The 14547-nt window shown below is 65.3% G+C and carries 15 protein-coding genes and 1 pseudogene; 6 read left to right on the top strand and 10 right to left on the bottom strand.

Annotated elements, in window-relative coordinates; translation table 11 throughout:
* A pseudogene (locus Q0071_RS13450) lies at positions 1–366 on the top strand (CpaF family protein); the annotation flags it as partial.
* A 53-nt stretch (positions 367–419) separates the two neighbouring features.
* Positions 420–1322 (top strand): DMT family transporter, encoded by a 903-nt coding sequence (locus Q0071_RS13445; protein ID WP_298170207.1) that lies wholly within the window; start codon positions 420–422, stop codon positions 1320–1322.
* On the opposite strand, the gene Q0071_RS13440 is transcribed toward Q0071_RS13445, so the two are convergent.
* Positions 1319–2875, bottom strand: a complete 1557-nt coding sequence (locus Q0071_RS13440; protein ID WP_298170205.1) for a long-chain-fatty-acid--CoA ligase — start codon at positions 2873–2875, stop codon at positions 1319–1321. The genes Q0071_RS13445 and Q0071_RS13440 overlap by 4 nt on opposite strands.
* 128 nt (positions 2876–3003) lie before the next feature.
* Here Q0071_RS13440 and Q0071_RS13435 point away from each other — a divergent pair, with 128 nt between their 5' ends.
* Positions 3004–3138, top strand: a complete 135-nt coding sequence (locus Q0071_RS13435; protein WP_298170202.1) for an entericidin A/B family lipoprotein — start codon at positions 3004–3006, stop codon at positions 3136–3138.
* Here Q0071_RS13435 and Q0071_RS13430 read toward each other — a convergent pair.
* Genes Q0071_RS13430 through Q0071_RS13405 form a run of 6 tightly spaced genes read right to left on the bottom strand, consistent with a single transcriptional unit; the run spans position 3135 to position 7670 of the window.
* Positions 3135–4304 (bottom strand): deoxyguanosinetriphosphate triphosphohydrolase, encoded by a 1170-nt coding sequence (locus Q0071_RS13430; RefSeq protein ID WP_298170199.1) that lies wholly within the window; start codon positions 4302–4304, stop codon positions 3135–3137. The two genes, Q0071_RS13435 and Q0071_RS13430, sit on opposite strands and share 4 nt — an antisense overlap.
* A gap of 52 nt (positions 4305–4356) precedes the next feature.
* Entirely contained in the window at positions 4357–4683 is a 327-nt protein-coding gene (locus tag Q0071_RS13425) for a hypothetical protein (protein WP_298170196.1), read from the bottom strand.
* Positions 4683–6098: an NAD(P)(+) transhydrogenase (Re/Si-specific) subunit beta gene (locus Q0071_RS13420; protein WP_298170194.1), complete on the bottom strand. Its 1416-nt coding sequence runs from the start codon at positions 6096–6098 to the stop codon at positions 4683–4685. Before Q0071_RS13420 ends, Q0071_RS13425 begins: the two co-directional genes overlap by 1 nt.
* Positions 6098–6382, bottom strand: coding sequence for a proton-translocating transhydrogenase family protein (locus Q0071_RS13415; RefSeq protein ID WP_298170191.1), 285 nt, complete (start codon positions 6380–6382; stop codon positions 6098–6100). Before Q0071_RS13415 ends, Q0071_RS13420 begins: the two co-directional genes overlap by 1 nt.
* A gap of 14 nt (positions 6383–6396) precedes the next feature.
* A complete protein-coding gene (locus Q0071_RS13410) occupies positions 6397–7527 on the bottom strand; it encodes an NAD(P) transhydrogenase subunit alpha (RefSeq protein WP_298170188.1) in 1131 nt (376 codons plus the stop codon).
* A gap of 8 nt (positions 7528–7535) precedes the next feature.
* Positions 7536–7670, bottom strand: a complete 135-nt coding sequence (locus Q0071_RS13405) for an aa3-type cytochrome c oxidase subunit IV (protein WP_298170130.1) — start codon at positions 7668–7670, stop codon at positions 7536–7538.
* Positions 7671–7826: 156 nt separating this feature from the next.
* On the opposite strand from Q0071_RS13405, the gene Q0071_RS13400 reads away from it, so the two are divergent.
* From Q0071_RS13400 to Q0071_RS13390, 3 genes are all read left to right on the top strand, one after another.
* Positions 7827–9245, top strand: a complete 1419-nt coding sequence (locus tag Q0071_RS13400) for a sigma-54 dependent transcriptional regulator (protein ID WP_298170126.1) — start codon at positions 7827–7829, stop codon at positions 9243–9245.
* A 32-nt stretch (positions 9246–9277) separates the two neighbouring features.
* Entirely contained in the window at positions 9278–10063 is a 786-nt protein-coding gene (locus Q0071_RS13395) for an SDR family oxidoreductase (protein WP_298170123.1), read from the top strand.
* A gap of 61 nt (positions 10064–10124) precedes the next feature.
* Positions 10125–11297, top strand: a complete 1173-nt coding sequence (locus Q0071_RS13390) for a CoA transferase (protein ID WP_298170119.1) — start codon at positions 10125–10127, stop codon at positions 11295–11297.
* Here the strand turns inward: Q0071_RS13390 and folP are convergent.
* The 3 genes from folP to Q0071_RS13375 all read right to left on the bottom strand — a co-directional run bounded on the left by folP (position 11278) and on the right by Q0071_RS13375 (position 14525).
* Entirely contained in the window at positions 11278–12390 is a 1113-nt protein-coding gene (gene folP / locus Q0071_RS13385; protein ID WP_298170116.1) for a dihydropteroate synthase, read from the bottom strand. The genes Q0071_RS13390 and folP overlap by 20 nt on opposite strands.
* Before the next feature lie 127 nt (positions 12391–12517).
* Positions 12518–13672: a DNA methyltransferase gene (locus tag Q0071_RS13380; RefSeq protein WP_298170113.1), complete on the bottom strand. Its 1155-nt coding sequence runs from the start codon at positions 13670–13672 to the stop codon at positions 12518–12520.
* Between the two features lie 214 nt (positions 13673–13886).
* A complete protein-coding gene (locus Q0071_RS13375; protein ID WP_298170221.1) occupies positions 13887–14525 on the bottom strand; it encodes a ribonuclease HII in 639 nt (212 codons plus the stop codon).
* Between the last annotated feature and the right edge of the window lie 22 nt (positions 14526–14547).

Genomic DNA, 14547 nt, shown 5'->3' with positions numbered 1-14547 from the left:
TCGATGTGTACGCTCCACGCCAACAGCCCGCGCGAATGCCTTGGCCGTATGGAAAACATGATCCTGATGGGCGACATCAAGATCCCCAAGGAAGCCATCAGCCGCCAGATCGCCGAATCGGTCGATCTCATCGTGCAGGTCAAGCGCCTGCGCGACGGTTCGCGCCGCACCACCAACATCACCGAGGTGATCGGGATGGAAGGCGATGTGATCGTGACGCAGGAACTGTTCAAGTTCGAGTATCTCGACGAGAACGAGGACGGCAAGATCATCGGCGAATTCCGCCCCTCGGGCCTGCGTCCCTATACGCTCGAAAAGGCCCGCCAGTTCGGGTTCGATCAGGCCTACCTCGAGGCCTGCCTCTAACCTGGCAGCGTAAACGCTTGATCCGCGTAGCCCCTGCCTTATGGGCGGGGGCCATGCCGCCCACGCAACGCCCGATCTATGCGCTCGCCCTGCGCCTTTTGGCCATGGCGGCAATTTCGGTCATGTTGCTGCTGGTCAAGCTGAGCGGCGAACATGGCATCTGGCTGCCCGAAACCCTGTTCTGGCGCCAGTTCTTCCCCGGCATTGCCCTGCTGGGCTGGCTCGCGGCGCGGGGACAGATCGGCCGCCTGGCCACGAAGCGCCCCTGGATTCACGCGCGGCGCGCGCTGATCGGCGGGCTCGGCATGTTCCTGACGCTCGGCGTGGTGCAGATACTGCCGCTGGCGGAAGCAACTGTACTGGGCTTCACCGCACCGATCTTCGCGGTGCTGCTGGCGGTCGTGCTGCTGCGCGAAAAGGTGGGCATCTGGCGGTGGACTGCCGTGCTCCTCGGGCTCGCCGGTGTTGTCATCATCGCCGGCCCCGACCGCGCACACCTTCCGCTGCTGGGCCTTGCAACGGGGATCGGCGCCGCCTTCATGGTGGCGCTCATCTCGATCCAGCTGCGCGATCTCGGCCGCACCGAAGAGCCGGTGAGCGTGGTGTTCTGGTTTTCCGCCTTCTGCACCCCGCCGTTCGCGCTGTTCATGCTGCACACTGGCTTGCCGCATCACGACCTTGCGGGCTGGGCCATGCTTGCCGGAATCGGTGCGACGGGGCTCATGGCGCAGCTGCTGATGACGGCGGCGCTGCGCTATGGCAGCGTCTCGAGCGTCATCGTCATGGACTATTCGCAGTTTGGATGGGCGACGCTGTGGGGCTGGCTGTTCTTCGCGCACCTGCCCCCGGCGCAGACCTGGATCGGCGCCCCCGCGATCATCGCGGCGGGGCTGATCATCGCCTGGCGCGAACAGGTGCGCGGCAGCCGCGCCGGGGAGCGCTCTCCCGCTGCCTAGTTGACCTGCCGCTCCATGCCCTCCCAATAGGGTTCGCGCAGATTGCGCCGCAGGATCTTGCCCGAAGGATTGCGGGGGAGCGCGGGGATCACGTCGACCGACTTGGGCACCTTGAACCCGGCGATGCGCTCGCGGGCCCAGGCGATCACACTGGCCTCATCCACCTCGCAGCCCTCGCGCGGGACGACGCAGGCCTTCACCGCCTCACCCCAGCGCGCATCGGGCACACCGATCACCGCAACTTCGGCGACCTGCGGATGGCCATAGATCGCGCTTTCGACTTCGGCCGGGTAGACGTTCTCGCCGCCCGAGATGATCATGTCCTTGATGCGGTCCTGGATGAAGATGTAGCCATCCTCGTCCATGTAGGCAGCATCGCCGGTGCAGATCCAGCCATCGGCGGTCATCGTCTTCGCGGTCGCCTCGGGTAGCTGCCAGTAATGCAGCATGTTGGCGGGGGAGCGGATCTGGATCTCGCCCACCGTGCGGCGAGGCACTTCGTTTCCGGCGGGATCGGTGATGCGGATTTCCACCCCCGGGCAGGCTTTGCCCGCCGAGCGCATCCGCTCATTGCCAGCCAGATCATGATCCCACGGCGGCAGCACCGCGATGGTTCCGGTCGTCTCGGTCATCCCGTACATCTGGATGAAATCGGCGTTGGGAATCGTGGTGACCGCCTGCCGCAGCAGTTCGAGCGGGATCGGGGCGGCGCCGTACATAACGTATTTGAGGTGGGTGAAATCCGTTTCAGCGGCTTTGGGATGCTGGATCAGCATCTGCAGTGCGGCGGGCACGATGAAGAACCGGGTGATTCCCTGCCCGATAGCCTTGAGCGCACCCTCGGCGGTAAATTCAGCCTGCACGATCGCTCGCGCGCCGCCGCAGAAGGCCATGGTGCCCAAACCCGTTCCGCCGATATGCGCGCAAGGCATGCAGACAAGAATAGCATCGTCCGGGGTCCACTGCGCCCACGGCAGTTCAGCCTCGAGCGCGGGCCCGCGCAGCCCCATGAAATTGCGCTGGCACAGCACCGCACCCTTGGGCTTGCCGGTGGTACCGGACGTGTAGAGCTGGAGAAATGCCGCATCCGGTTCAGCCGCGTCAATCGGGTCGGCAGGGCATGCGGGGATCGCAGCGCGTGCTTCGCCTTCCTCGATCACGCCGGGCTTCTGGGGTGCAGCGGCGGCGAGTTCATGCGAGACGGCCTCGAATCCCTCACCCGCAAACACCAGCTTCGCGCGCGTGTCCTCAAGGATATAGGCCATCTCGGCCGGGGCGAGCCGCCATCCGATCGGCACCATCACCACGCCGATGCGCCCGCAGGTCAGCAGCATCTGGAAATAGAGATCGCAGTTCTTGCCGATCCAGGCGATTCGGTCCCCCTTCGCCACGCCGTGTTCGCGCAGGAACGCTGCATACCGACGTGAGAACAGTTCGAGCTGCGCAAAGGTCGTTTTGCGGCCATCCTGCTCGTGCGAGACTGCGTCCGGCGTCTGCTCGGTCCAATATCGGAAGAACGCGTCGAAAGTCTCGAAGCCTGCTGTCTCGCGCATATACCGGTCCTCACCCTCATGCCGCGTCGGAACCTTGGGGGTTTCCACACGTTATCCTGCCTCATGCAGGGCACATGCAGCCCTGCTTGGGCGCGCGGCTTAATCAGCCGATTAAAGGGATAACGAACATGGTACGCAAGGTGATTTTTTCCGTGGCACTTGCCAGCCTGCTATTGGGCACGGCCGCCTGCAACACCGTGAAAGGCGCGGGACGAGATATCGAATCGGTGGGTAAGGCCGGTTCCGATGCAATCCACAACTAGACGTTGCTGAGGCCTTCGGGCCGCTCTCCGAAGAGCCTCGCGTAGCAATCCATCGCATACTTGTCGCTCATGCCGGCCATGAAGTCGGCGATATGGCGGCTGCGTGCAGGTTCGCTCTCCGGCAGGCTCTCGCGCCAGCTTTCGGGGAGGTTTTCCGGCGCGGCGCGATAGGTCGCAAAGAGGCGCGCGATCACCGCGCGCGCGCGGTCGGCCGTGCCGACCTGCTCGGGATGCAGATAGAGCGACTTGTACATGAAGGCCTTCAAGGTGCGTTCTTCCGCCGCCATCGCGGGTGAGAAGCCAGCAAGTGTGCGGCCTGCAGTGCGCACTTCATCGCAGGTCTGCGCGCCACTCTCCTTCAGCCGCCGCTGCGTTTCGCCGATGACGTCGTTGACCATGCGGCCGATCTGCCCGCGCACCAGTTCGCGCAGCAGGCGGTCGCGCGGGGCGCCGGGGAAGCGGGCCTCGATATCGCGCCACTGGGCTTCGAGCGACGGCAGTGTGAGCAGCGTATCGAGCGTGAGGAACCCGGCGCGCAGACCATCGTCGATATCGTGGTTATCATAGGCGATATCGTCGGAAATCGCCGCGACTTGCGCCTCGAGCGAGGCGTGTTGCGCCAGATCGAGCGGGAGGGCGGCGTCGAGTTCGGCGAGCGCCCACGTCGGATGGTAGACCGGGCCATTGTGCTTCGCGAGGCCCTCCAGCAGTTCCCAGGTGAGATTGAGGCCATCGTGGCGGGGATAGGGGCTTTCGAGCCGCATCAAAACGCGCAGCGTGTTCGCGTTGTGATCAAAGCCGCCGTGCTCGGCCATCGCTTCTTCCAGCGCATCCTCGCCTGCATGGCCGAACGGCGGATGGCCGATATCATGCGCAAGGCAGAGCGCTTCGGTGAGATCCTCGTCCAGCCCCAACGCGCGGGCAATCACGCGGCCGATCTGCGCGACTTCGAGGCTGTGGGTGAGACGCACGCGGTAGTGATCGCCATCGGGCGCGATGAACACCTGCGTCTTGTGGCGCAGGCGGCGGAACGCGATGGAGTGGATAATGCGGTCGCGGTCGCGCTGGAACACGCTGCGGGGGCCGCGTACGGTTTCTCCGGCCAGCGTGAATTCGCGGCCGCGCGAGCGTTCGGGATCGCAGGCCCAGGGTGCGCGCTCCGTCACGACGTGACCTGCATGTTCGAGCTAGACCTCCAGGCTAAGCGGATGTCGCGCCCTAGCCCGGCTTCCTCTCGGGCGCCAGACCACTGGCGCAAAGCAGCGCGGAACTGACGGTGACTTCGACCAGTTGCCGGTCACCCACGCGGCGGACGGTTATCACGTAGTCCGCAATGGAGCGCTTGGGGCTTTGCAGCGCTTGCAACTTGCGCAGCTGGCCGAGCGTGAGTCGGTCGGTCATCCGCTCAGCCATGCAGGCTGCGTTGGGCTGCGAGAGGCCTGCGTCCATCAAGGCCGAGCGCACGCGCCCTTCGGCCAGCTTGGCCGGGGCGCAGCCTGCCAGCGCAATTGCCAGCACGGCTGCGATCCCCGACCAGCACCGCATCAGTGGGCAAGCGCCTTGTTGATGTCCTCGACCATCTTCTTGGCGTCGGCGAGGAGCATCATGGTCTGGTCCATGTAGAACACATCGTTGTCGACGCCGGCATAGCCCACGCCGCCCATCGAGCGCTTGATGAACATGACCGTCTTGGCCTTGTCGACGTCGAACACGGGCATGCCGTAGATCGGCGAGGACTTGTCGGTCTTTGCCGCCGGATTGACCACGTCGTTGGCGCCGATGATGAACGCGACATCGGCCTGCGCGAACTCGCCGTTGATGTCCTCGAGTTCGAAGACTTCATCATAAGGCACGTTCGCTTCGGCGAGCAGCACGTTCATGTGGCCGGGCATGCGCCCCGCGACAGGGTGGATGGCGTACTTGACGTTGACGCCGGACTTCTTGAGCAGATCGCCCATCTCGCGCAGCACGTGCTGGGCCTGCGCCACCGCCATGCCGTAGCCCGGGATGATGATGACGTTTTCGGCTTCCTTCATCAGGTAGGCCGCGTCTTCCGCTGCGCCGCGCTTCCACGGACGCTGGACCTTGGCTGCGCCGCCGCTGCTTGCTTCAGGCGCTGCTCCAAAGCCGCCTGCGATCACCGAAATGAAGCTGCGGTTCATCGCCTTGCACATGATGTACGAGAGGATCGCACCCGACGAGCCTACGAGCGCGCCGGTGATGATCATCGCGGTGTTGTGGAGCGTGAAGCCCATCGCCGCCGCGGCCCAGCCCGAGTAGGAGTTGAGCATCGAGACGACGACCGGCATGTCCGCGCCGCCGATCGGGATGATCAGCAGGAAGCCGATGGCGAAGCTGAGCGCGGTGATCACCGCAATCACCCACGGGCTCTGGTCCACGGTGAAGTAGCCGACAAGGCCAATGATCCCGAGCAAGGTGCCCAAATTGATGGCGTGACGACCGGGCAGCATGATCGGCGAACCGCTCATGTTGCCGTTGAGCTTGAGGAACGCGATGACCGAGCCCGAGAAGGTAATCGCACCGATAGCGATGCCGAGGCCCATCTCGATGCGGCTCTGCACCTCGATCACCCCGTCCGGCCCGGCAATGCCGAACGCGATGGGGTTGAGGTAAGCAGCAAGGCCGACGAGCACGGCAGCCATGCCGACGAGGCTGTGGAAGGCAGCCACGAGCTGCGGCATGTCGGTCATCTTGATCTTGCGCGCCGTGACGAAGCCGAGGCCGCCGCCGACCGCAATCGCGCCCGCGATCTCAGGCAGGCTGGCGAGGCCGTGCGTTGCCAGCGTGGTGACCATCGCAATGGTCATGCCGATCATGCCATAGCGGTTGCCCGCACGCGACGTGGCGGGGCTCGAAAGCCCGCGCAGCGCCATGATGAACAGGACGCCCGCAACCAGATAGGCGAGCATGGCCCAGGGAGGAGTGGTGATGTGCTCCATCACTTCTTCTCCTTCTTCTTGTACATCGCCAGCATGCGCTCGGTGACAGCAAAGCCGCCGAAGATGTTGACGCTGGCCAGCACCACGGCCAGCAGCCCCAGCCACTTGGAAACGACCGATCCCTCAGCAGCGCCGGCAACCAGCGCGCCGACGACGATGACCGAGGAGATGGCGTTGGTAACCGCCATCAGCGGCGTGTGGAGCGCGGGCGTGACCGACCATACCACGTAATAGCCCACGAAGCAGGCCATCACGAACACGCTCAGGATTGAAATGAAGTCCATGTTCTAAAGCCCCCTCACCCGAGCAGTCGTTCGTTGACGACCTTGCCGCCTTGCGTCAGCCGGATCGCATTGCCGATTTCCTCGTCGAGCACGGGCTTGCCCTGCTCCTTGTCCCAGAAGGCGGACAGGAAATTGAACAGGTTCCGGCTGAACAGCGCCGAGGCGTCTGCGGCAAGATGCGTGGCGGTGTTGGAATAGCCGATGATCTTGACGCCGTGCTTTTCGACCACCTCGTCCGCGACCGATCCCTCGACATTGCCGCCCGATGCGACGGCGAGGTCGAAGATCACCGAGCCGGGCTTCATCGTTGCGATCTGGGCATCGGTGATCAGGCGCGGTGCCGGGCGGCCCGGAATCAGCGCGGTGGTGATCACGATATCCTGCTTGGCAATGTGGCTGGAAACCAGTTCGGCCTGCGCCGCCTGGTATTCCGGGCTCATTTCGGTGGCATAGCCGCCCGCGCCTTCACCCTCGATCCCCGCGACGTTCTCCACGAAGATCGGCTTGGCGCCGAGCGACTGGATCTGCTCCTTGGTGGCCGAGCGCACGTCCGTGGCGGAAACCTGCCCGCCAAGGCGGCGCGCGGTGGCGATCGCCTGAAGGCCGGCCACGCCGACGCCCATGACGAAGACCTTGGCCGCCGAAACGGTGCCTGCCGCGGTCATCATCATCGGGAACGCGCGGCCATAAAGGTCCGCCGCCACGATCACCGCCTTGTAACCGGCGAGGTTCGATTGCGAGGAGAGGATATCCATCGACTGCGCGCGTGTGATGCGCGGCATGAACTCCATCGCCAGCGCCTCGTACCCGGCAGCGGCATAGGCATCGACGCGCTCGCGCTTGGCGAAGGGTTCGAGCCCGGCGACGATCCACGCCCCGGGATTGGCCCCGGCGAGAAGATCGACTTCCGGCCCCTGCACGCCCAGCACGATATCCGCGCCGGCTGCCGCCCCGCTCGCCACGATCTCGGCGCCAGCGGCCTGATAGGCCTCATCGCTGATCGAGGCGGTCATGCCTGCACCCGTTTCCACGCGCACGGCAGCACCGAGACCGATGAATTTCTTCACCGTCTCGGGCGTCGCCGACACCCGGTTCTCACCGCTGGCCCGCTCGCGCAGGACCGCGATCGTTGTTGTCGCCCCCATGCGCGAGCTCAGGCGATCAGGTACATGACGAAGAGCACGATCACTGCGATCACCGGCGTGGCAATCTTGACCATGCCGACGAAGCCTTCGTAGGTGGCCGTCGCTGCCTTCATGTTGTTCCCGGCATTGTTCGTGGCGCCCATGACAAACCCTTCCTGATTGCGTTTAAACGACCAATTGATCGCATCCTCTAGCGGCGGCGCAACCCCGGCTCAAGCGGAACCGGAGGGTTTGCACTTAATCTGGTCTTTACCCAATTGGGCTAGACCCCGGCACTATGCAAAAGGACCGGGAAAGCCATGGCAGAGCCCACTGATCGGCTGCTCATGCTGATTGACGACGAACCAGCGCAGTGCCGCCTCATCTCGGCACTGGCCGCGCGTGAAGGCTGGCGCACGATCATCGCTCGCGATTCCGAGACGGCGATTGCCACGCTCGGCACGCGGCAGGGCATGCAGCTCGACGCAATCATTCTGGATCAATGGGTTCCGGGTGACAGCGCGTGCGCCCTGATCGCCGAGCTCAAGGCGCGTCGGCCCGCGCTGCCCATCCTCATGATCACCACCAGCGCTTCGCCGCTGCTCGCGGTGGAGGCGATGCGTGCGGGTGCTTCGGACTATCTGATCAAGCCGGTTGCGCCCGACCGGCTGCTCCAGGCTCTGCGCACGGCGACCCGGCGCGAGGAATCGCCCGAAGAGCTGCAACCGCTCACCGAAAAGTTCACCGGCACGCTCGATTTCGATTCGATGATCGGTGCTGCCCCCAGCTTCCGCGCCGCGCTGGCCGTCGCGGCAAAGGCCGCGCGGACCCAGAACACCGTGCTGATCGAGGGCGAAAGCGGCACCGGCAAGGAAATGCTGGTGCGGGCGATGCATGCGGCCAGCCCGCGCGCCAAGGCGCCCCTGCGCATCGTCAATGCCGGCGGCATTCCCGCCAACCAGATCGAATCGGTGCTTTTCGGCCACGAGAAAGGCGCCTTCCCCGGCGCGTTCGAGCGCCATGTCGGCACGCTGCAACATGCCGATGGCGGCACGCTGGTGATCGACGAGATCGATCGGCTGTGTCTTTCGGCGCAGGCCCGGCTCGCCCAGTTCCTCCAACGCGGCGATATCCAGCCCATCGGCGCGCGCCACAGCTTCCGGCTCGACGTGCGGGTCATCGTGTGCAGCAACGCCGCGCTGGATGATCTGGTCGAAGCACAGTTGTTCGATCCGGCTCTGCTCGAAGCGTTGAGCACGGTTCACGTGCACCTTCCGGCCCTGCGTGAGCGTGCGGCGGACATTCCGGCGCTTGCCCGCCACTTCCTGACACGCATCGGCGAACAGCCTGGCCTGAGGCCGCTTGGCATCACCGATGGCGCGCTGGCGTTGCTTGCGGCCTACGACTGGCCGGGCAATGTCCGCCAGCTGCAAGCGACCCTGTTCCGCGCCGCCGTGTTCTGCGACGGCGAGGCGCTGACCGCTCAGGACTTCCCCAACCTGTCGAACATGATCGGCGAAACGCCGCGATCCGCGCCCGCCCAGAGCGAAGGCGCGGGGGTCACGCTCTATGCTGCGGACGGCAACTTGCGCCCGCTGGAAGAGATCGAGGCCGACGTGATCCGCCTCGCCATCGGCCACTATCGCGGGCGCATGACCGAAGTCGCGCGGCGGCTCGGGATCGGACGCTCGACGCTCTATCGCAAGCTTTCGGAGCTCGGGATCGACAACGTCGCTTGATGCGGATGCGTCCCGGAGGTTAGCTTGCCGTCATGGCAGGCGACTTCGACTTTTCGGGCAAGACGATCCTCATCACGGGTGCCGCGTCCGGCATCGGCGCGGCCTGCGCCCGCTGGCTTGATGCGCGCGGCGCGGCCGAACTGGTGCTGGTCGATCTCGACCGGCCCGGACTCGATACCCTTGGCCTCTCGTGCAAGGTGCGGCCATACGGCGGGAATGTGAGCGATCCGGCGCTGTGGGCATTGATCTCCAGCGAGATCGGGCGGCTCGACCACGCCGTGATCAACGCCGGCGTGCCCGGCCCCGGCAAGCCCATCGTGGATCTCGACTTCAGCGATTGGCGCGACACCATGTCGGTAAACCTCGATGGCGCGTTCCTTGCCTTGCGCTGTGCCATGCAGAGCATGATGCACGCCTCACCGGACGAAGCCGCGCGCGCAGGCTCGATCGTGCTGACCAGCTCGGTATCGGGCATCAGCGGGAAAGCCCCCATCGATTACGGCGCGTCCAAGGCCGCGATGGCCCAGATGGCGCGGATTGCTGCCAACGAAGGCGCACCCCATGGCATCCGCGTCAACGCGATCGCGCCTGGCGGGGTGGACACGCCGATCTGGGACAAGATGGAGTTCATTCGCCAGGAAAGCGAGCGTCTCGGCAGCCGTGAAGCGGTGCTTGCTGCCCTGGCGCAGCAGACTTCGCCGCTCGGCAGGTTTGCGAGCGCGGAGGAAATTGCCGGCCAGATCGGCTTCCTCCTCTCCAATATGGCAGCCTCCACCACCGGCGCAGTGCTGGTAAGCGATGGAGGATTCTCGCTCTGAGGATCGATCCGCAATGGCCAGAGCCCGGCATGAAACCGGGTCATCCCGAGGAGAGAGCATGATGGCTGGGCAGAAGCTGCTGGAAGGCATTCGCATTGTTGACCTGACCAGCGTGGTGTTCGGCCCCTATGCCACAGAAACGCTAGCCGATCTTGGCGCGGATGTGATCAAGGTCGAGGTACCGGGGGGCGATATCTTCCGCCATGCCGGCAAGCCTGGCGCGACGCCCGGCATGGGGCCGTGCACGCTCAATCTCAACAAGGGCAAGCGCAGCCTCGCGCTTGATCTGAAGAGCGAGGACGGCAAGGCAGCGCTTGCCGCGCAACTCGCCGAGGCGGACGTGTTCATCCACAATGTGCGCGGCAAAGCGATCGAGCGGCTGGGCTTCGGGTATGAAGCGGTCAAAGCCATCAAGCCCGACATTATCTACGTGCACTGCACCGGCTTCGGCTCGGGCGGGCCCTATAGCGATCTGCAGGCCTACGACGACGTTATCCAGGCCGCGACCGGCACGGCCAATCTACTTGGGCGGGTCGACGGCAATCCGGTTCCGCGCTTTCTGCCCTCCCTCATCGCCGACAAGGTGTCAGGCCTGCACGGCGCCTACGCCGTCATGGCGGCGGTGATCCACAAGCTGCGCTTTGGCGAAGGGCAGTTCGTTGAAGTGCCGATGTTCGAAGCATTCACGCATTTCATGATGCAGGAGCACCTTTACGGGCAGACGCTGGTGCCACCAAAGGAACCCGCCGGTTATCCGCGTCAGCTCGATCCGTTCCGCCAGCCCTTCCCCGCCAAGGACGGCTATGTGGTGATCGTGCCCTATACGCCCGATGCGATCGATACCGTGATCGAACTGCTCGAAGCGCCCGAGCTCGCCGTGGACCCGCGCTTCATCGACTACCCCTCGCGCATGCGCAACATCAGCGAATTCTACGAGGAAATGGCCAAGCGCACGCCGAAGCTGACCATGGCGGAATGGGCTGCAAAGATGGCCGAGCACCAGATCCCGGCGATGCCGGTGCGCGATCTCGATGACGTGACCGAGGATCCGCACCTCAAGGCGGTCGATTTCTTCCAGCAGCGCACCCACCCGACCGAGGGCGAATACCTCAAGATGCGCAGCCCGGTGACCTTCTCGGTGGGGAGCTTCGAGGTGAAGCCCGCGCCGCGGATCGGCGAGGACAACGAGGCGCTTGGCGCGCCGCCGCTGCCGGTCAAGCGCCGAGCTGGCTGAAGTCCGTCAGCGCCGCATCGCGCAGGCCGCGCCAGACGCGCAGGGCCTGCACCGTCTCCGCCACATCGTGGACGCGGACCATCTGTGCGCCCGCATCGAACCCTTTCGCCGCCAGCAGCAGCGAGCCGCCAAGCCGCTGGTGCGCTGGTGCCTCGCCCGACAGCGCGCCGATCATCCGTTTGCGGCTGGCCCCCAGCAGCAGTGGCTGGCCGAGCGAATGGAACAGCGGCAGCGCGTTGATCAGCGCCAGATTCTCGGCAAGCGACTTTCCGAAACCGATGCCGGGATCGAGCAGGATCTTCTCGCGCGCGATGCCCCCTGCCACCGCCGCATCGCGGCGTTCGCGCAAGCCATCGAACACATCGAGGACCACGTCGGCATAGTGGCCATCGGCATGAAGGTCCTTTTCCGCGCCGGGCGCGTGCATGAGCACAACCGGCACGCCGCTGGCCGCGACAACTTCCATCGAGCGCGGATCGTGGCGCAGCGCGGAGACATCGTTGACGATATGCGCACCCGCCGCGAGTGCCTCGGCGATCACGGTCGAGCGGCGGCTGTCGATGGAAATGGCAGCGCCGCTTGCGGCCAGCTTGGCGATGACCGGAACGACGCGCTTGACCTCGTCGCCTTCCCAGACGGCCGGGGCGCCGGGACGAGTTGATTCGCCGCCAACGTCGATGATCGCCGCGCCTGCCTCCAGCATGCCTGCGGCATGTTCCAGCGCGGCCTCCGGCTTGTCGAGAAACTTGCCGCCATCGGAAAAGCTGTCGGGCGTGACGTTGAGAATGCCCATGACCTGCGGCTGATCGAGCCGCAGCATGCGCGCGCCGCAGATAAGGGGGCCGTGTAGGGCCTTGAGATTGGCCCACTGCGCTGCGGCTTCGGCCGCCAGCGCGTCGGGAAGCGCGCCCAGCACGGCGTTCGCCTCGTCAGCACTGAAGCGGCGCCGCGAGACGACCTTGCCGCCATCGCGCACGATCAGAGCAAAGCGCGACACATAGACAAGCCCGCCGGCAAGGCGGATCGCTCCGCCCTCCTCGCTCTGCGGACTCTCGGCAAAGGCGATCGGGCGGATGTAGAGTTTTTGCGCCATGGCAGCGGTCTAGCGCGCGCGGCGGCGCGCGGCGAGGCGAACCGCAAGCAGGACCATCCCCTTGGTCCAGCGCGCATGGCAGCGCAGCACCAGCGGATCGGGCATCAAGCCCAGCAGCGGCAGCATGTCAGTCCTCGACCGCAAGCAGATAGAGCTGGCGCAGCGCATCAAGCGGCTTGACCTCGCCCTCGTGCTCGATGTGCCAGAAGGTCCAGCCATTGCAGGCCGGCGCGCCTTGCACCGCCGAGCCGACCCCGTGAATCGAGCCGGACGCGGCTTCGGAGAGGATCGAACCATCGGCGCGTACATTCGCGGTCCAGCGGCGCTTGCGATCGAACAGCTGTGCGCCCGGCGCGATCATGCCGCTTTCGACAAGCTGGCCGAACGCGACGCGCGGTGCGCTGCGCTTGCTCATCATCGTGGTGAGCGCGCTTTCATCGAGCGGGAGCGCAGCCGCGATGCGTTCTTCGGCCACCGCGATGTAGCTTTCTTCGCGCTCGCAGCCGATCCATTCGCGGCCGAGGCGGCGGGCGACCGCACCGGTGGTGCCGGTGCCGAAGAAGGGATCGAGCACGACATCGCCGGGCTTGGTCGTCGCCAGCATAACACGGTAAAGCAGCGCTTCGGGCTTCTGCGTCGGGTGCGCCTTCACGCCGTCCTTGCGGATTCGCTCCGGGCCGCCGCAGATGGGGAGTACCCAGTCAGACCGCATCTGCAGTTCGTCGTTGAGCGTCTTCATCGCCCGGTAATTGAAGGTGTACTTCGCCTTCTCGCTGCGCGAGGCCCAGATCAGCGTTTCGTGCGCGTTGGTGAAGCGGGTGCCCTTGAAATTGGGCATCGGATTGGCCTTGCGCCAGACGATGTCGTTGAGGATCCAGAAGCCCAGATCCTGCAGCAGCGCGCCGACGCGGAAGATGTTGTGATACGATCCGATCACCCAGATCGCGCCATCGGGCTTCAACAGCCGGCGTGCCTCGGTGAGCCATTCGCGGGTGAAAGTGTCATAGCGCTCGAAGCTGTCGAACTTGTCCCAATCGTCGGTAACGGCATCGACATGGCTGCCATCGGGCCGCGCGAGATCGCCGCCAAGTTGCAGATTGTAGGGCGGATCGGCGAAGATCAGGTCGATCGAGCCGGAAGGCAGTTCGCGCATCCGTTCGATGCAGTCACCGCGCAGGATCTGCCCGAGCGGAAGCGCCAGTTTGCTGACCGCTGCCGCTGCATTGCTGCGCAGCGCACGCGCTGCCGCCTTCGCCTGACGTTCCTTTGCCAGAACCACCATCGCTGCCTTGTCCCCTGCTGATGCAGCCCGACTGGTGAATCATCCGGGACTCGCCGTCAAGCGGCGACTCGCCGGATTTTGGCGAGTCGCGACACCTAGCAGGGTGAGAACGGAACGAGTCCGCGTCTATATCTGGAGTCCGCCTGATCCGCCGCACGCCATATCTGGTGGGTGTGGCTGGCCGGATTCACCGGCGAAAAAAGTTTCGGCGGGCTCAGCCGATGACCGCCGCCACCGGAGCAAAGCTGCGGCGATGATGGGGGGTCGCACCGTGGAGGCGCAGGGCGGACAGGTGCTCCGCGGTTCCATACCCCGCGTTGCGCTCCCAGCCATAGTGCGGAAACACCTCGGCTGCGGCGCGCATCAAGCGGTCCCGGTGCTCCTTGGCAAGGATCGATGCGGCGGAAATGCAAGGTTCGCTGGCATCACCCTTCACAATGGCCCGCGCGGGCCAGACCCAGTCCGCGCAGCGCTTAGCCGGTGTCATGTTACCATCGACCAGCACGATGCCGATCCCGCTTTCGCCCAGCTGCGCGGCAAGCGCGGCCACGGCGCGGGTCATCGCCAGCATCGTCGCGGCGAAGATGTTAAGCCGGTCGATCTCCTCCACCTCGGCGATGCCAAGGGCCCAGTGGCAGGTCTCCCGGATCGCAGGCTCTAGCCTCGCGCGGCGCGCAGCGCTGAGCACCTTGGAATCGGCCAGTCCCTTGGGCGGCGCGGCCCCAAGTACGACGGCGGCGGCCACAACTGGCCCCGCGAGCGGCCCGCGCCCCGCTTCGTCGACACCCACGACCAACCCGGATTGCAAAGCCGGTCCGTTTCCGGCGCTGACAGCGATCCCGTTCGCTGGCATGGTGGCCGGCATGAAAAGATCA

Source organism: Novosphingobium sp. (genome assembly GCF_027486195.1).
Taxonomy (GTDB): Bacteria; Pseudomonadota; Alphaproteobacteria; order Sphingomonadales; family Sphingomonadaceae; genus Novosphingobium.
Note: the sequence above shows the minus strand (reverse complement) of the source record. Positions and strands in the feature narration are given on the sequence as shown.